The sequence below is a fragment of the Acinetobacter sp. TSRC1-2 genome (assembly GCF_049895885.1).
In the GTDB taxonomy this organism is placed as follows: Bacteria; Pseudomonadota; Gammaproteobacteria; order Pseudomonadales; family Moraxellaceae; genus Acinetobacter.
Genome location: NZ_JAFCTF010000013.1, coordinates 1 through 15942 on the forward strand (window position 1 = coordinate 1; position 15942 = coordinate 15942).

A 15942-nucleotide genomic window follows, 5' to 3' on the forward strand; every position below is an offset into this window, starting at 1 on the left:
CATGGCCCGGCCCTGGTTTTTATAGGACACAAAGCCGGTGACAAATTCAACCCCGGAGTAAGTCAGCTGTTGGAAACTCTGTCCAACAATAGCCATTTCTGGTTGGCTAAAGACAATTCCTAGTGGAACGAGAGTTTTGATATTTTTAAGTTTAGGAAATTTCAGACAATTATGAACTACAGTTCGCCCTTCATGCGCAGCTTCATGCTGAATTGGAGAGTTGGTATGGGCATCACCAATAATAAATATTGGATAATTAGCTAATTGTTTAGTTTTTTCATCTACAGGAAGTTTTTTTAGATCAGTAAATTTAGGATCGATGTTTTCTAAATTTACACTATTCAAATAACTGCTACGTCCTGTCGCCACCAATAAATAATCGGCAGTAAAACTGCTCGAAGTTCCTTTTTCTATGTAATTAATTTTAACTTTATTGCGAAACTTTCTGACTTGTTCTGGTAGTACTTCAAACTTGATATTTAATTCTTCACTTAAAGTATCTTGGGCAATCTTTTGTAGTTCTGGACTGGTAATGGAACCAACTTTACGACTACGTGCAAAAACAGTAGTTTTCACTCCTAAACGTTGCATGGCTTGTGCGAGTTCAATAGCTATAACCCCACTGCCAATTACTGCTAGTGATTTTGGTAAGGTTTCTAGTTCAAAAATTTGATCAGATGTAATGAGCTTATCACCCAGTTCATTTTTCCAATCGCTATTAATGGTGGGAGTAGATCCAACCGCGATAATAAAACTTTTGGCTTGATAATGTTGTTGATTAACTTGGATTGTTTTCGAGTCAATGAAATGGGCTTTTCCAGAGATTTTGTGGGTTTGATCCCAACTATTTACTTCTTTTAGTGTGGCCTTAGTAAAGTGATCACGAAGCTCTCTTACATGTTGCATCACTTGAGAAGTATCTATTTTAGCAGAAGCACTTAATCCAACTTCTTCAGCATGTTGAATTTCATGCATTCTGTTTGCTGTGGAGATGAGCACTTTACTTGGCATACATCCAACACGAGCACATGTGGTATCCCAAGGACCGTCATTAATAATCAAAATATTTTGGGTATGCTTGATTGCTTCTTTATAGGCAGATATTCCTGCAGTACCTGCACCGATGATAATGATGTCGTACATTGTGAAATAGCTCTCTTTTTTATATTTTTTTAGGCTAACACAGTTAAACATTTATCACGCTTTTGTTTACATAAACTACTATATATGATTACATATCAGGCAATATAAATTAAATGACAACACTATTTTTATAGGGATTCTGGGGATTTTTTAATGAGTAAAAATGTTGGATTAAAATTATCGACAGTAGCTTTGGCTGTCTTGTTGGCAAGCTGTGGTGGTGGTGGTAGTGAAGGATATTTTAATAATAATGATTCGGGCAATTCTTCTTCTACGAATCCGAGCACTGGCGAGGCTGTGAAAGCTGTCGATATTAGTGCTGTTCAATTGATTGATCGAAATGGTAACTTAACTCAGTCAATCGCAGCAGAAGGTGTGATAGCTAAAGTAAAAGTAACAGATCAGTCAGGTAAAGGAATTAGTGGTGCATTGGTTACATTTGCAGTGACTGGTGGTGTTGTTTTAGGTAGTTCTAATGGTGCTGTTTTAACTAATACCAACGGCGAAGCGAGTATCTCGGTTAAGCCTGAAAATATGAATACTAATGGTGCTTATCAAATTTCTGCAATTGCAGATTTTGATGGGGCTACAGCATCAACAAAAGTACTTAATTTCTCGCTTCAAGCAACTAATATTAGTTTAGTCGATATGACGGCAGCTAGTACTCAATTAGAGTCTGGCGGCTCAACAAATATCACGTTAAAAACGCAAGACGCAAATACAAAAGTTAATCAGAATAATGTCAATGTAGAGTTCACTGCAACATGCGGTAAATTTGAACCTGCTACAGTTGTTTCATCAAATCAAGGAAATGTTACGACATCATATAAAGCGATTGGCACAGATGGAAAGCTTTGCACAGGAACACAAAAAATTTCGGCGAAAGGTTTAAATATCCCAGAAGTTGCACTTGATGTCAGTATTAAGGCACTTGAGGCTAATTCATTAGTATATACATCTAATAAACTTAATTTAGGGATTAGAAAAAGTGGCTCAGCGTCATCTGGTCAAATTGAATTTACTTTGTATGCAAATGGCGTACCCGTAGCAGATCAAGATGTGTTGATTGAGAAAGTGCAAGCACCAGAAGATTTATCGTTCGTATCATTTGGAAATCGTAATAACAAAACTATAAAAAGTGATTCAAATGGTAAAGTGATTGTGAATCTTTATCCAGGAGATAAACCTGGACCTGTAGAGATAAGAGCAACTCTAGTTTCAGACATAAATGTTTCGGCTATCTCTAAAGAGGTATCTGTATCCATTGGTCGTTTAACTCAAGATGGATTAAGCTTGTCAGTATCTAAAAATTCATTACAGAATGTAATTGATGGCGATGCTGCAACTATTACAGCGAGGATGGTGGATCGTACACGAAATCCTGTTCCAGATGGGACGGTAATTAGCTTTGTTTCAGAGGGCGGTAAAGTTGAACCTAATTGTTCAACAGTCCAAGGAGTGTGTTCTGTAATTCTAACAACACAAGAACCTCGTCCTTTAGATAATCGTGTTACTGTTTTAGCTTATGTTGAGGGTGATAAAACCTTTACAGATTTAGATGGTGATAATCTTTATACTAAAGGTGTAGATACACTTCTTAGTAATATTGGCAGCTTTTTCCGTGATGATAACGAGAATAATCAATATAACAAAGATTATGGTATTGGTGAATTTCTTTATAATCGTGCAGTATTAGGAAATAAAGCGACATGTGCCCCATCTACAATAAGACAGCCAAATATCGCAGACACATGTGATGATAATTTAGATACGGTTGTTCGTCAGCAATTATTATTTGCATTTGCAGAGAATACACCAACTTTTACCAATGTGAATGCGAGTGGAAGTTTATTGTCTTTTAATATGTACGGAAATAGTGCTCAAAGTGTACCTATGCCAACAGGTACAACAATAAGTGTTACGCCTGAGGATAATACAAAAAATAATGATTTATCTTGTACTGCTGAGTTGGCAAGCGGGGGTTCACCTGTTGCAAATGTATTTAATCTTTTAACACCAATCACATTCAAAAATAATAATCAAAGTTATTATGGCTATCGTCTAAAAGAATGTGCGGTAGGAGATACGTTGAAAGTTTCTGTTTCTTCGCCAGATGGTAAAGTATCAACGATTTATGTATCTTATCAATAGAAATTGTATTTATAAAAAAACAGCGCTTCGGCGCTGTTTTTTATTTTGGGGCTTTAAATTGAAGTACCCACACTCACCCCAACCGTAGGTCGAACATTCATCGAGCTACATCCTGCAAAGACACATGAAATAAGGATGAGAAGAATCATTTTATTCATTGAGCAATCCTGGTTTTTTCGCTTCATTAAATAATAGGGAAGAGCGTGTGCTACTTCGATATATCATTAAAATAGGTGCTGGAAATTCATTATAATATTTTAAAAAATCTACTACGTCTGTTTCAGAAACTTTAGCACGGGTAATCGGTTAGTAAATAACACCAACATGAGCTTGTTCGGTAATATTGCGTAATGGATATCAGAGACCAGATTACCTTGTTTCTGATCAGGACGATTCACGATGACAGATTTAAAACCTGGGTCAAATAAAGTCCTAAATTTTTCAGTCGCCATTTGACCTGCAACACTGACAGATAGACTTAAACTATGCATTAAAATTGTAGTTTCTACGAAAATTTATATATTGCAGTCAAACTTGAACTTATTACAGCACTATAAACAGCGTGCTTAATCATCCAACAAATCCATTTGTTTTGCGAGTTGATATAAATTATTTGAACGATTTCCTGTACGGCAGAACATGAGTACCGGTTTTGGCAGTTCATTAAAATGATTGGCAAATGTACGGACATCGATTTCAGTAATTTGACCCGCAACTACAGGCTGGAAAACGTAGTCTAAATCCGCATTGCGTGCAGCTTCTTCAATTTGTGCACTTGTAGGTTGTTCTGGACCACCTTCCATATCCGGACGGTTGTTGATAATTGATTTAAAACCTTTCTCAACAACTTGTGCTACTTGTTCTGGGGTGATTTGACCTGCAAAGCCGACATTTTCACTCATTTTGTCACTCCATAATTTTCTAAATAGATATATGCTTTATGATAGCATTAAGCTGAAACAGGAGCTTAATCTGTTGAAATTTTTATAAGCGATTACAACCATAAAATAACGCAATGGAGCGCGTATGCATTCCTATACAGTTGAACCACTGTATGTAAATAGTGGGAAAGATGTCATTGCTGCGGATTTTTATCGTCCCAAAACTGAACATAAACCTGCTGTAATTATCATGGCTCATGGTTTGGCAGCCTTACGTCAATTTAAACTGGTTCAGTATGCCAAGCGTTTTGCTCAAGCAGGTTATGCAGTGGTATTGTTTGATTATCGTTATTGGGGCGGGAGCACAGGTCGTCCACGTGAGTTGGTGTCGATTCAAGCTCAATTAGAAGATTGGCGAACCATGATTGCACATATTTTTGAGCGAAAATCAGTAGATACGCGGCGTATTGTACTTTGGGGGACTTCTTTAAGTGGGGGATATGTCTTAAATTTGGCTGCGGAATTAAGAAATGTCCAAGCTGTAATAACACAAACTCCCTTTGTTGATGGCGCAGAAAGTGCCAAGCTTTACCCTTTACAACAACTCCCGAAAGCACTAAAGATATCCAGTCAGGACTATATGGGGGCGAAAGTAGGTATGTCCCCGAAAACTTTACCGGTGGTAGGCAAAAAGGGATTATGTTTTATGCCCACGGCTGATAGTTATGACGGCTATTTATCCATTGTCAATCCAGATTATTTTTGGAGTGGCGAGATTCCGGCCCGGATCTTTTTTAATTTAATTCGGTATCGTCCTATTCAGGATGTGCGTAAAATTAGTATCCCTGTTCTGTTTATTGCTTCCAAACAAGATAGTCTGATCCCTATTGAGTCAAGTCGGGAAACAGCAACCAATATTGCACCTTATGTGCAATATCATGAATGGGATATGCAACATTTTGATATTTATCATGGTCAATGGTTTGAAAAAGCCATCTCTACCCAATTAGAATTTTTACATCAACATATTGGAGTAAGCTAAATGATTATTGTATGTCCTGCATGTGGTGCTAGAAATCGAGTACCTGAAGATAAGCTAGAGGCAAATCCAAACTGTGGTCAGTGTCAACATGCGCTTATTCCTCTGGCTCCAATTGAATTGAATGAGCATAATTTTAGTAACTTCGTCACCCATAGTGAATTGCCTGTTTTAATTGATTTATGGGCAGAATGGTGTGGTCCTTGCAAGATGATGGCACCTCATTTTGAACAAGTGGCAAAGCAGAATCCGAGAGTAGTTTTTGCAAAAATTAATACCGAACAATCGCCTCGACTCAGCGGGGCTTTTAATGTACGAAGTATTCCCACCTTGGTTTTGATGAATAAAGCCAATGAAATTGCTAGAATAAGTGGTGCGCTACGATCTACAGAGCTACAACAGTGGTTAGATCAACAATTGAATGCCAATACTGGGAGTTAACGTGTCAGATACTCATGTAAAACCGGAGGGAACGCTTTCCCTTCAAACCATTGCGATGCCAGCAGATACCAACTGGAGTGGTGATGTTTTTGGTGGGTGGATCGTTTCACAAATGGATTTGGCAGGTGCAATTCATGCAGAGCGTTTTAGTAAAGGACGCTGTGCAACTATTTCTATTAATCAGATGACTTTTTTGGTTCCAGTTAAAGTCGGTGATGTAATTAGTTGTTATACCAAAATTTTAAAAGTAGGTAATACCTCTATTCAGATGCAAATTGAAGTCTGGGATAGTCATGACAGTTCACGTGAACCAATCCGTGTGACAGAAGGAGTGTTTACCTTTGTTGCCGTCGATGTGAAAGGTGGAAAGCGTCAAATTCCAGAGGATGTAAAACAAAAATATTTAGCATTACAACCCGCATAATAATGAAACATAAAAAAGCCCAATATGGATTGGGCTTTTTTATGCGCTGAATTGTTTTAAAACAACGTCTGCTCTATTTCGAGCTCAGCTATTTTACAAAAGATAAAAAACGTCATTCGATTTAGCTTTAAGTAATCAAAATTAAAAATCAAACTATTTACTTAATTGTGACTTTGACACCCAAGCCCACAACATTTCACATTGAATCGGTTCTTCACCTGATTCATCAGTCACCTTTACGGTCACCAACGTTTCACCTTTTTCAGTGCTTTGCATCAATTTTTGCTGATCATCGGTTAATGTTGCAGTTGCAATCATTGCACCTTTGGATGGACGTTTAAAATCAACTTTTAAGCTTTTGATTAATACGATACAGGAGTCAGGAACATTCATTCCAGTGACAAAACCTGTGGCGGTTTCAGCAATTAGAGCCATGGCACAGGCATGCACCTGACCAATATGGTTTTGCATCGCACGATGGTTTTCAATTTTCACGACCACTTTAGCGTGGTTCACGTCGAGGTAGCGAATATTAGCACTACCTACCATCGGCACCACCCGACCAAATGCTTTGCTCCACAGTGTACTGCGAATACCTTTAGGTAATTTAGAGGTTGCTTTAACCAGTTTTGATAAGCGATTGGTCGGTTTCATGAAGTTCCTCGACTTTTTATTGCATCAATGCATTAGTCTTTAAAGTTATTAAATTGCAAAGGCACACCAAATTGTTGCTCTTTTAAGAATGCCATAATTTGTTGCAAAGTGTCGCGTTTCTTATCCGTTACACGAATCTTGTCGCCTTGAATAGAAGATTGCGCTTTAATGCCACTTTCTTTAATGGCTTTATTAATTTTTTTTGCGGTGTCAGAGTCAAGACCATCTTTAAGCTTAATGATTTGAATCACATTTTTACCTGAAGCGGTCATTTTTTGTGGATCAAGGGCTTGAATATCCACTTTGCGTTTAAAGAAATGATTTTCTAGCATGCTATACACTTGTTCGCACTGGAAATCACTTTCTGTCGTGATTTTGATTTCTTTATTTTTTTCGCTTAATTCAAGAGAAACATCTTGGCCACGGAAGTCAAAACGTGTTGCAATTTCTTTTTGCGTGTTTTGAACGGCATGATTTACTTCAAAAATTTCTAATTCAGAGACAATATCGAAAGAAGGCATGGTTTAGACCTTTACAAAGGGAAAGAATATCTGAGATGCTAGGGATGTTTTCTTCATTTGCCAAGTGTTGTTTACATCAAAGGAGTGCACAATGATCCGTAAGCAAGAAATTACAACATTTGAGTTCCCAGAAAATGCAGTTATCTGGGATGTTCGTGATACAAAAGCCTTTGCCGAAGGTCATGTAAAAGGTGCTGTAAATCAGCCCATAGATGACTTGAGTGCAGACAGCTTAACTCAGGTGGAGTCGGATCAGCCCATTTACATTTTATGTGGTGGTGGAAGTAAAGCACCACGTGCTGCTGAAAAGTTAGAGAGCTTAGATGGCTCACGTGAGTATGTTGTATTGATGGGTGGCACGCGTGCCGTGCGTGATGCAGGATTGCCTTTAGAACAGGGCGCTTAAGAAAAAGCACCGTAAGGTGCTTTTTTTAATGGCTAAAAAATGAATTCCGCTCAATCTCTCTTTATATTAAGAAGGATCTTTATTTGGCTGTTTTTTTTAAAGCGAGTTTGGAAGTGGTTTTTGATAGTAAGGCTTTTTCGGTTTTACTTTTTTGATAAAACGTCGTGGATTAAGTTTATTCACCCAATATGAAGTCAGCGGACAGGCTTCCCCTAAAACTTGGGCAGCCAAAACTTCACTACACAGCGGTGCAAATAAAAAGCCTTTAGAGCCTAAGGCAGTAAAGGTATAGATTTCAGCATCGGGCTGAATTTTTCCGAGCAATGGGAAATAGTCCGGGCTTTGTGTCCGCACCGATGCACGACCAAGCCAAGTTTCAACAGGTGGCAAAGATTGCGCATAATCCGGAAAGACACTGTGGATAAGTGAATAGTTATGCACATGATCTTCAAGCCAGACTTTATCATCATCGCAATTTGGATAAAAAGAAGCGCCTAAAATCAGATGCTGCTGATCCAGCTGCATGCAATACCCCCCGTAGCTATACGCCTGTTCAGGCTGTAACGGATGATCTGCATTATTCACCCAGCTAACTTGCCCACGGTTCGGTTGAAGTTTGGGGAATTGTTCCGCAAAGTTTTTACTGTTTAGTGCTGCACAAACAATTACATGATCAAACTCTCCCAAACATTGTTGCTTGATGTCGATCACTTGAATGTTAGATTGTGTTTTTAATTTAACGATTTCCGCTTGCCGAAAGTGAATGGCAGGATGCGCTAAAACTTGATCGCGTAATTGATACGGCGAAATTGTACCGGCTTGTAATAATTTCAGGTTCGGAAATTCGGTTTCAAGCTCACTTTGATTTACGTTTTTCGCAAACACCCCGTGTGGATATTGCTCTGTAAGTTCAAGTAAATCATCGCCCTGTTTAAGCGCCAGTTGGTTCACCTGAATCGGACGAAAAGCCTTGAATTTTTGATAATGCGGAATGGCATATTGCCATGCCAAAGTCACCAAATGCTTAGCACTTTGCTCAATGCGACCTAATCTGGGATTGAGTAAGGCCAGTGGATTACCAGATGCTCCCGCAAGCGGCGCTGATTGGTCGTAAATTGTGATTTGATGTCCACGCCCAGCAAATGCGTAGGCACAGCTTAAACCTGCTATTCCTGCGCCTATGATCGCAATTTTACGTTGTTTAAATGCTGAAGCTGAATTAATTAATTCGGATTGTTCTATCTGTACCGATTTTGACTGAAGCACTTCTTGATCTTTAGTCTCGGGAGGCTTCCAGATTGCTGTGAGCATTTGACGTTTATGCTTAAAACCGGGTGGGAGAGAAACCGTAATTCCGTGCTCGCTTAAACCACGTTTTAAAACACCCGCAACACTAAATGAGGCAAAAGTCGTTGCATAGTCAGAAAGCCGGACAATATGGCTTAAAACATGTTCTTGCCAGAGATCGGGATTGCAAGAAGGTGCGAAACCATCTAAAAACCATGCATCTACAGCTTTGGTTTTAACAATGACCGGCAAGACATCATTGGCATCACCGAGCCATAAATCGATAGAAAATCGATCTTCAGGAAAGTTCAATCGGTGACAGCCGGCAATAGGTAATGGATATTGCTTAATCAGCTGCTCGGCCAAAGGTTGCAGTTCCGGCCAGACCTGGAGTGCACGAATGAAATCGGCTTTGCTGAGTGGAAATTTTTCCACGCTGATCAAGTGCAAATGACTTCGGTTCTGTGGGCGCAGTTGTTGCCACATTTGCCATAATGCTAAAGCATTTAAAGCGGTACCAAAACCAGTTTCGCCTACGCAAAAATATTCAAAGTCTTGCAGTTTTGCCAAACGTGTGGCGAGGTCGTTGCCATTCAAAAAGACATGTCGTGTTTCGAGTAAGCCATTGTCTCTAGAAAAATAGATGTCCCCAAATTGTTTGGAAACGGGAATCTCAATCCCATCAACACATTGCCAATCAAGATCAGCAGTTTGAATTGCACTCGACAAAACCTAAACAACCTTTAAAACAAAAAGAGAAAGAGATGTTTTACCACTGACGACGACGTTTGGTATAGACATAACTTGCAATCAAGAAACCAAGCAAGACACCGATCGCAATGGTCGCAGCGCCATATAAAAACATTTGCGCACTACGTTCGCTTTGTAAAACTTGAACTTGAACACCCAAGCTATCATTTTTTAATTGTAGCTCCTGGTTCTGCGATAATGCATCTAGGTTGGCTTTTTCCAGTTGTTGTAAACGTGTTTCTTGATCTTTGACCAATGCTTTAACTTTGGCATCCTGCAAGGCTTTATTCTTTGCAAGCTGTTCAGCCGTTAAAGGCTTGGCGTCTTGAGGTAAACCATTTGGATTCATGGTCGTGGCACCAGCAGGAACAGTGCCGGGTTTATTGGCGGGCAAAGTCTGCAGTGGCGGTGTTACTGTCGTTGCTTGAGCAGCAGGGGCTACAGCAGGTATAGGCGTAGCAGGAGCCGGTTCAACCGCCCATGCCGTAGAACAGATTAAAGACAAACCCAATAAGCTTGAAACAACAACGCGCATGATTTTATCCTTGAGGGAAAGCTTTATTAAAAGGTTTCACATCAATATGACTATATACGCCTTCTTTTAAGAAAGGCTCTTCTTGTAGCCATGCATCAAGCGCTTCACGTGATTCAAAGTCAACAATAATAGTACTGCCATAGAAACCTGCTTGTGGATTGCTAGGATCCTTTGGCATGGCACCGGCAACAATTAAGCGACCTTCATCATTTAATTTTTGCAGACGTTCAAGATGTTGTGGGCGTGTAGCAAGACGTTTTTCTACTGTACCTTCGTTATCTGTACAGCTTACGACGAATAAAGGCATATTCTTTCTCGATCAGTTGACCTAAATTATTCTTCAGGCGACTTAAAATATTTGCGCAAGACAATAAACTGAATAATGATAAAGGAAAACATCACAATCATGTCACCAAATGCAGTGAATTCACCCCAATATTTTCCACCTAAAAATAAAAAAGCGAAGAAAATATGTAAGCAGGACATGAATATGAACATTCCTGCCCAGGCAAAGTTTAAATTTTTCCAGCCTTGTTCCGTTAAATTGAAGATTGGACCAAATAAACGTTGAATAAGGGGTTTCTTGTCTTTCATAAAATAAGGGGAAAGTAAGAATGCGCCTGCGAAGACAATATTTAAAAGAACCGCTTTCAAACGAATATAGAAATCATCGCTGAGCATTAAAGTCACGCCACCAAAAATCACCGTCATGAACAATACAATCCACTGTTGTTTGTCTAAACGGAATTTTTGTATAAAAAACAAAGCCCCATATACCACAAGCATGGAAATAATCAGGCCAGTGGTTGCAACCAAAATATTATTGTTATCTATACCGCCTGCAGAACCAATCAATTGAAGCAGGGGATGCTCAGTATCTTTAGGATCAACGGTTTTATATAAATAAAAGAAAATAATGAGTGGCACAAAGTCTAAAAGTGCTTTCATGTTAGAGTATCTAAATCTGATCAAATAAATGACGTAGTATAAGTGATGCAAGGCGTAGATTTACATACACACAGTAATATTTCTGATGGAACTTTGTCTCCAGAACAACTTGTGCATGCAGCCGTTGAAAAAGGTATTCATACCCTTGCGCTGACTGACCACGATACTATGGATGGCGTAAAATTAGCTGAAAAAGTCGCATTAGATTTGCCATTGAAGATTATTTCAGGTGTAGAAATTTCCAGTCAATGGTCACGGCCGGCAACTCAAAAAAGTTACGGGGTACATATTGTAGCCTTAAATATGCAAAATTCAGAACCTTTACAGAGGTTACTGGAACAACAAAAACAGGTTCGCGCGATTCGTGCCAAACAGATTTGTGATTTGTTGACTCCGCTGATTGGTCATGATATTTATGCCGATGTCATTGCCAAGGTAGATGGCATTGCAGACCGTATTACCCGTACGCATATTGCCAAAACTTTAGTTGAAAAAAAGATGGTCAACCGGCCGCAACAGGCTTTCGATAAATATATTAAAGAAGGCAAAAAAGCCTACGTGAAATTTGATGGGCTGGGATTGGAAGAAACCATTCAGGTGATTCATGAAAGCCAAGGCTATGCTGTGCTGGCACATCCGACCAAGTATGATTTATCGGCCACCAATATTCGTTATTTGATTGAAATATTTGCCCGGTTTGGTGGAGATGCCGTTGAACTTCCTCCAGCGATTGAGCCTGTATCTACACGTCATATGGTTGATCGGATGATTGAGGAATTTGATTTAAAAGTGTCTGTCGGTAGTGATTTTCATGGCGATCATATGCCGTGGATTCGGTTGGGCAATATTCCACGGCTAAAATTGGGACAGGTGGGGATTTGGGAGAGTTTTGTTTAGTCATTCCCTCATCCCAACTTTTTCTTAAAAGATATCTCTACCTTTTATTACTTACATGGAATCCCCCTAAATCCCCCTTTTCCAAAGGGGGACTTGATTCTGTTATATTAAATTGGGGGAAAATGGGAGTCCCTCCCTTTAATAAAGGGAGGTTAGGAGGGATTATTAAAGCAAATTATGATCCTGCGCCTGAATCGGCGGTGGGGTCGGTTTCCCCAAAGTTCCCAACAGTTCAATTTCAATGGTGCGCACCATTGAATCTAATGGTAAGTCATTACTTTGTGTACCAAACGGTTCTTCAATTTCTGAACTAAGCGCATCTAAGCCTAAAAAGGTATACGCCAAAATACCGACCATTAAGGGCGTTGCCAAACCTAGGGTCGAACCCAAGCTAAACGGCAACATAAAACAGAAAAAATAAACGGTACGGTTCAGTAAAACCGAGTAGGCAAAAGGCAAAGGAGTGGTCGCAATACGGTCGCAACCCGTTTGAACCAAACTCAGTTCAGCGACATGCTGGTTCATTTGCATATAAATAATATCGGAAATTTCACCTTCTTTAAGGGCCTGCATCAATTCCCATTGAATCAAACTTAAGGTGTATTGCGGTGCATTTGCCTGCTGATAGAGCTGAGTTACAGCGTGTTGGCTCATACCACTGGTTTCTACCAATTCCATCGGGTTCGCCGTTTGATGACGTAAACGGTCACGCAGCACATTGGCAAATACAATCACGTGCTGGATCACACGTTCACGGCGGCCTTGGCTGAGCATACGGCAGTCACGGTCAAAATGCCGGGCATTGGCAATCAGCATGCCCCAAAGTTTACGTGCTTCCCACCAACGGTCATAACAGGCAGTATTTTTAAAACCGAGAAAAATGGACAGCACCACCCCAATAAGGGTAAAGCCCACCAACGGCAATTCTGGAAAATGAAAATACCCGATATAAGATAATCCGCCAATTAAAGCAGAGATCAGCATGACCACGCCTAAGGGCGGCAAAACCTTGGGAAGAATGGTTCCACGCCAAGAAAATAGCAGCCTAAATATACCAGGTTGGTCACGCACAATCATGTTATTAGTATCGTCAAAATTTTTATTGATCTTCAATGTTAGCGGGGTTTTTGTCAACATTTGTTACATTTATTATTAGGGCTGAATAAGCCCATGTTCAGCAAAAGAATAACTTCCTTCTGGGGAAACAATACAATGGTCAATCAGCTTGATTTCTAATAAATCACAGGCAGTTAAAATACGTTGGGTGAGTTCAATATCAGCATTCGATGCATGTGGCCTACCAAAGGGATGATTATGCGCAATCACGATGCTACTGGCATGTTGATTAATGGCATGGCGCAGCAATTGATTAATCGAAATTTCACATGAGTTTGTTGACCCATAGAACATTTTTTTAAAGCTTATTTTTCTTAAATGTATATCTAGGCAAAGCACTGCAAAAACTTCTTGAGTTTCGCCCAGCAATTCAAACTTTAAAAAATCCAAAAGTGTTTTTGAGTTACTTAATTCAATTTTTTCCTGTTTTAAATGTTGGCCGATATAACGCCGTCCCAATTCTTTAACAGCCATCAGCTGAGCATATTTGCTGTCGCCAATACCATGAAACTGGCCTAAATCCTGAAGTGTGGCATCAAAAATCGGATTAAGTCCGCCGAAATGCTGCAATAGCAGCCGGGAAAGTTCAACTGCTGAATGCTGCTTGGAACCAGAACGTAAAAAGATGGCGAGTAGTTCGGCATCTGACAAACTGGATGCACCTTGTCGAATCAGGCGTTCGCGTGGACGTTCTTGTTCTGGCCAGTTTTTAATCGATGAATTCATTTTTTTAGACTTTTTTATTCTTAGTGAGCGTAATTAGAACAAAGGGCTACCTTGGGTCTGAGTTTATTTAATGCTATTGTGAGCGCCACTGCAACAGCAAAGGTAGCCTGTTTGTGAGCTTCGACCTAAGTGTAATTCCCAATAAAAATATTGTTTTAGCGGTAACAGGCGGTATTGCAGCCTATAAAAGTGCCATTTTGGTTCGTCGATTAAAAGATGCCGGCTTTAATGTCAGGGTAGTCATGACCCAAGGTGCGCAAGCATTTATCACTCCGCTGACCTTTCAGGCTTTATCTGGGAATCCAGTCCATACTGAATTACTCAACCCTGAAGCGGAAGCTGGAATGGGGCATATTGAACTGGCACGCTGGGCCGATTTATTATTGGTTGCACCGGCAAGTTGCGATATTTTAGCGAAATTTGCTGCCGGTCTAGCTGATGATTTATTAAGTACTTTATATTTGGCAATCAAGTCACCGGTTTGGGTGGCACCTGCCATGAATCAACAAATGTGGGCTGCCAAAGCCACGCAGCGTAATTTAAATACGCTGGTTGAAGATGGTGTGCATGTGATTATGCCAGATGCCGGTTCACAAGCTTGTGGCGATGTCGGTTTGGGGCGTATGCCGGAGCCGGAAGATCTGGCACGACAAGTGACTCAGTATTTCCATAAAGCCCAACGTGCCATTGCAGAAAAATTTGGCATGTTGGCCGGTAAACATGTGGTGATTACTGCAGGTCCGACCCGTGAAGCGATGGATCCGGTACGTTATATTTCCAATCACAGTACCGGGAAAATGGGCTTTGCCTTGGCCGCTGCCTGTTATGCAGCCGGTGCCAAAGTCACTCTGATTGCTGGACCAGTTAGCTTGGATACACCAAACGGGGTGCGCCGTATTAATGTCTCATCTGCGGTTAAAATGCTCGAGATCAGCATGCAAATGCTGGATGAAGGTTGCGATATCTTTATTGCGACTGCAGCAGTGGCTGATTATCGGGTAGCAGAAGTTGCCCAACATAAAATTAAAAAAACCGGTGATGAGCTGAACGTTTCTTTAATTAAAAATCCAGATATTGTTGCGACCATTGCCCAGCAAGAAAAGCGTCCATTTATGGTTGGGTTTGCAGCTGAAACCCGCAATGTGGAAGAATATGCAGCCGGTAAACTGGTGGCGAAAAAACTCGACATGATTGCCTGTAATGATGTATCACGGCCTGATATTGGTTTTGCCTCTGATGAAAATGCCATGATCGTGTTCTTTGCCGAGCAGTATCAAATGCAGAAGCGTGATCTGGAAAAAGCGTCAAAACAGGAAATTGCGCAGCAACTGGTGGAGGCGATTCATGATGCCTTGCACCATGAAATAGAGCCGGTTTAAAAAAGCTGAAGTTATTGATTAAAATGCAACGAATCCGTTGCATTTTTTATGGGATTTACACTATGTTTAATGCTTAATATGCAAATATTTAGAACAATTAAATAGCAATAATAACCACAGTTTTTAAATCGATCTTTAAAAGGACATCAACATGATCAAAAAAACTTTAACCACAGTGATGCTTTCTGTCACTTTGTCGTTTAGCAGTCTGAGTTCTGCCGGCAAGCTTGAACAGAATATGGATACGCTTGCAAAAAACTTTAAAGTGTTTAATCAGGCAGAGAATCAGGCTGATGCGCTGAAAGCCTTGGATTATATGAAAGCTGCAGCTTTAGATGCAAAACAAATGAAATTAAAAAAACATGATGCAAAAGCGCCGACCTCAGATGCTTTATATGATCAATTGCTGACAGAGATTGATAAAACCAGGTTGTTGGTTCAAGCGGGTCAATTAGATCAGGCCAAAGTGGAAGGTAAAAAAATTGCTGCGGTTAAAGATCGTGGGCATGCGGTTTATAATCATCACTGATTTTATGCCCCTTCACCGTTCAAAGAGATGAATGGTGAAAATGTAGACTAAGCCCATAGTTTTACTAATTTTAGGGGCTGTCATGTGAAGCTGAGCAAGGCTTTCTTCATTCAGC

General features: G+C 40.1%; 19 protein-coding genes. 8 read left to right on the forward strand and 11 right to left on the reverse strand.

From position 1 onward, the window contains the following. Positions 1-1143, reverse strand: a 1143-nt coding sequence (locus tag ACP69Y_RS13030; RefSeq protein WP_425918795.1) for a dihydrolipoyl dehydrogenase, incomplete at its 3' end; no start/stop codon positions are given. 153 nt (positions 1144-1296) lie between these two features. On the opposite strand from ACP69Y_RS13030, the gene ACP69Y_RS13035 reads away from it, so the two are divergent. Next, the gene (locus ACP69Y_RS13035; RefSeq protein WP_425918796.1) at positions 1297-3294 is read left to right on the forward strand and encodes a hypothetical protein; all 1998 of its coding nucleotides are present in this window, start codon (positions 1297-1299) and stop codon (positions 3292-3294) included. A 269-nt stretch (positions 3295-3563) separates the two neighbouring features. Here the strand turns inward: ACP69Y_RS13035 and ACP69Y_RS13040 are convergent, their stop codons facing one another. Both ACP69Y_RS13040 and ACP69Y_RS13045 read right to left on the reverse strand, forming a co-directional pair. Then, the gene (locus ACP69Y_RS13040; protein WP_425918798.1) at positions 3564-3785 is read right to left on the reverse strand and encodes a hypothetical protein; all 222 of its coding nucleotides are present in this window, start codon (positions 3783-3785) and stop codon (positions 3564-3566) included. 75 nt (positions 3786-3860) lie between these two features. Then, positions 3861-4196, reverse strand: coding sequence for a TIGR01244 family sulfur transferase (locus ACP69Y_RS13045; RefSeq protein ID WP_425918799.1), 336 nt, complete (start codon positions 4194-4196; stop codon positions 3861-3863). 124 nt (positions 4197-4320) lie between these two features. Here ACP69Y_RS13045 and ACP69Y_RS13050 point away from each other — a divergent pair, with 124 nt between their 5' ends. From ACP69Y_RS13050 to ACP69Y_RS13060, 3 genes are read left to right on the forward strand one after another with little or no spacing between them, the layout of a single operon-like run. After that, a complete protein-coding gene (locus ACP69Y_RS13050) occupies positions 4321-5217 on the forward strand; it encodes an alpha/beta hydrolase (protein ID WP_425918801.1) in 897 nt (298 codons plus the stop codon). Beyond that, entirely contained in the window at positions 5218-5655 is a 438-nt protein-coding gene (gene trxC, locus ACP69Y_RS13055; RefSeq protein WP_067870391.1) for a thioredoxin TrxC, read from the forward strand. After that, positions 5636-6079, forward strand: coding sequence for an acyl-CoA thioesterase (locus ACP69Y_RS13060; RefSeq protein WP_425918802.1), 444 nt, complete (start codon positions 5636-5638; stop codon positions 6077-6079). The genes trxC and ACP69Y_RS13060 overlap by 20 nt, the downstream gene beginning before the upstream one ends. Before the next feature lie 153 nt (positions 6080-6232). On the opposite strand, the gene ACP69Y_RS13065 is transcribed toward ACP69Y_RS13060, so the two are convergent. Next, positions 6233-6733 carry a DUF4442 domain-containing protein gene (locus tag ACP69Y_RS13065; RefSeq protein ID WP_425918803.1) on the reverse strand — a complete coding sequence of 167 codons (501 nt, stop codon included), beginning with the start codon at positions 6731-6733 and terminating at the stop codon, positions 6233-6235. A 32-nt stretch (positions 6734-6765) separates the two neighbouring features. Continuing rightward, on the reverse strand, positions 6766-7254 hold the full coding sequence (locus tag ACP69Y_RS13070) for a YajQ family cyclic di-GMP-binding protein (protein WP_131218512.1): 489 nt from the start codon (positions 7252-7254) through the stop codon (positions 6766-6768). A 91-nt stretch (positions 7255-7345) separates the two neighbouring features. Here ACP69Y_RS13070 and ACP69Y_RS13075 point away from each other — a divergent pair, with 91 nt between their 5' ends. Beyond that, positions 7346-7660, forward strand: coding sequence for a rhodanese-like domain-containing protein (locus ACP69Y_RS13075; protein ID WP_425918804.1), 315 nt, complete (start codon positions 7346-7348; stop codon positions 7658-7660). A gap of 96 nt (positions 7661-7756) precedes the next feature. Here ACP69Y_RS13075 and mnmC read toward each other — a convergent pair whose 3' ends face one another. Genes mnmC through ACP69Y_RS13095 form a run of 4 tightly spaced genes read right to left on the reverse strand, consistent with a single transcriptional unit; the run spans position 7757 to position 11180 of the window. Next, positions 7757-9676: an FAD-dependent 5-carboxymethylaminomethyl-2-thiouridine(34) oxidoreductase MnmC gene (mnmC, locus tag ACP69Y_RS13080; protein ID WP_425918805.1), complete on the reverse strand. Its 1920-nt coding sequence runs from the start codon at positions 9674-9676 to the stop codon at positions 7757-7759. 40 nt (positions 9677-9716) lie between these two features. Beyond that, positions 9717-10232 (reverse strand): hypothetical protein, encoded by a 516-nt coding sequence (locus ACP69Y_RS13085; protein ID WP_425918806.1) that lies wholly within the window; start codon positions 10230-10232, stop codon positions 9717-9719. A 4-nt stretch (positions 10233-10236) separates the two neighbouring features. Next, positions 10237-10539 carry a YciI family protein gene (locus ACP69Y_RS13090; protein WP_425918807.1) on the reverse strand — a complete coding sequence of 101 codons (303 nt, stop codon included), beginning with the start codon at positions 10537-10539 and terminating at the stop codon, positions 10237-10239. Between the two features lie 26 nt (positions 10540-10565). Then, positions 10566-11180 (reverse strand): septation protein IspZ, encoded by a 615-nt coding sequence (locus tag ACP69Y_RS13095; protein ID WP_131216778.1) that lies wholly within the window; start codon positions 11178-11180, stop codon positions 10566-10568. A 45-nt stretch (positions 11181-11225) separates the two neighbouring features. Between ACP69Y_RS13095 and ACP69Y_RS13100 the strand changes: the two genes are divergently transcribed. After that, positions 11226-12077, forward strand: coding sequence for a PHP domain-containing protein (locus tag ACP69Y_RS13100; protein WP_425918808.1), 852 nt, complete (start codon positions 11226-11228; stop codon positions 12075-12077). A gap of 165 nt (positions 12078-12242) precedes the next feature. On the opposite strand, the gene ACP69Y_RS13105 is transcribed toward ACP69Y_RS13100, so the two are convergent. Together ACP69Y_RS13105 and radC are read right to left on the reverse strand one after the other, a co-directional pair. Then, positions 12243-13154, reverse strand: a complete 912-nt coding sequence (locus ACP69Y_RS13105) for a bestrophin family protein (protein ID WP_425918809.1) — start codon at positions 13152-13154, stop codon at positions 12243-12245. A gap of 75 nt (positions 13155-13229) precedes the next feature. Then, positions 13230-13919, reverse strand: coding sequence for a RadC family protein (gene radC, locus ACP69Y_RS13110; RefSeq protein ID WP_425918810.1), 690 nt, complete (start codon positions 13917-13919; stop codon positions 13230-13232). A gap of 113 nt (positions 13920-14032) precedes the next feature. On the opposite strand from radC, the gene coaBC reads away from it, so the two are divergent. Together coaBC and ACP69Y_RS13120 are read left to right on the forward strand one after the other, a co-directional pair. Further along, a complete protein-coding gene (gene coaBC, locus ACP69Y_RS13115; RefSeq protein ID WP_425918811.1) occupies positions 14033-15298 on the forward strand; it encodes a bifunctional phosphopantothenoylcysteine decarboxylase/phosphopantothenate--cysteine ligase CoaBC in 1266 nt (421 codons plus the stop codon). Positions 15299-15449: 151 nt separating this feature from the next. Beyond that, positions 15450-15827, forward strand: coding sequence for a cytochrome b562 (locus ACP69Y_RS13120; protein WP_425918812.1), 378 nt, complete (start codon positions 15450-15452; stop codon positions 15825-15827). Positions 15828-15942: the final 115 nt, after the last annotated feature.

Excerpts from the sequence above, each read along its gene's own strand:
- ACP69Y_RS13060 (WP_425918802.1), top strand. The coding sequence starts at position 5,636 with ATGCCAATACTGGGAGTTAACGTGTCAGATACTCATGTAAAACCGGAG.
- ACP69Y_RS13090 (WP_425918807.1), bottom strand. The coding sequence starts at position 10,539 with ATGCCTTTATTCGTCGTAAGCTGTACAGATAACGAAGGTACAGTAGAA.
- ACP69Y_RS13100 (WP_425918808.1), top strand. The coding sequence starts at position 11,226 with ATGCAAGGCGTAGATTTACATACACACAGTAATATTTCTGATGGAACT.
- ACP69Y_RS13045 (WP_425918799.1), bottom strand. The coding sequence starts at position 4,196 with ATGAGTGAAAATGTCGGCTTTGCAGGTCAAATCACCCCAGAACAAGTA.
- ACP69Y_RS13120 (WP_425918812.1), top strand. The coding sequence starts at position 15,450 with ATGATCAAAAAAACTTTAACCACAGTGATGCTTTCTGTCACTTTGTCG.
- ACP69Y_RS13075 (WP_425918804.1), top strand. The coding sequence starts at position 7,346 with ATGATCCGTAAGCAAGAAATTACAACATTTGAGTTCCCAGAAAATGCA.
- ACP69Y_RS13065 (WP_425918803.1), bottom strand. The coding sequence starts at position 6,733 with ATGAAACCGACCAATCGCTTATCAAAACTGGTTAAAGCAACCTCTAAA.
- ACP69Y_RS13085 (WP_425918806.1), bottom strand. The coding sequence starts at position 10,232 with ATGCGCGTTGTTGTTTCAAGCTTATTGGGTTTGTCTTTAATCTGTTCT.
- ACP69Y_RS13040 (WP_425918798.1), bottom strand. The coding sequence starts at position 3,785 with ATGCATAGTTTAAGTCTATCTGTCAGTGTTGCAGGTCAAATGGCGACT.
- ACP69Y_RS13035 (WP_425918796.1), top strand. The coding sequence starts at position 1,297 with ATGAGTAAAAATGTTGGATTAAAATTATCGACAGTAGCTTTGGCTGTC.
- trxC (WP_067870391.1), top strand. The coding sequence starts at position 5,218 with ATGATTATTGTATGTCCTGCATGTGGTGCTAGAAATCGAGTACCTGAA.
- ACP69Y_RS13050 (WP_425918801.1), top strand. The coding sequence starts at position 4,321 with ATGCATTCCTATACAGTTGAACCACTGTATGTAAATAGTGGGAAAGAT.
- ACP69Y_RS13095 (WP_131216778.1), bottom strand. The coding sequence starts at position 11,180 with ATGAAAGCACTTTTAGACTTTGTGCCACTCATTATTTTCTTTTATTTA.
- ACP69Y_RS13105 (WP_425918809.1), bottom strand. The coding sequence starts at position 13,154 with ATGATTGTGCGTGACCAACCTGGTATATTTAGGCTGCTATTTTCTTGG.
- radC (WP_425918810.1), bottom strand. The coding sequence starts at position 13,919 with ATGAATTCATCGATTAAAAACTGGCCAGAACAAGAACGTCCACGCGAA.
- ACP69Y_RS13070 (WP_131218512.1), bottom strand. The coding sequence starts at position 7,254 with ATGCCTTCTTTCGATATTGTCTCTGAATTAGAAATTTTTGAAGTAAAT.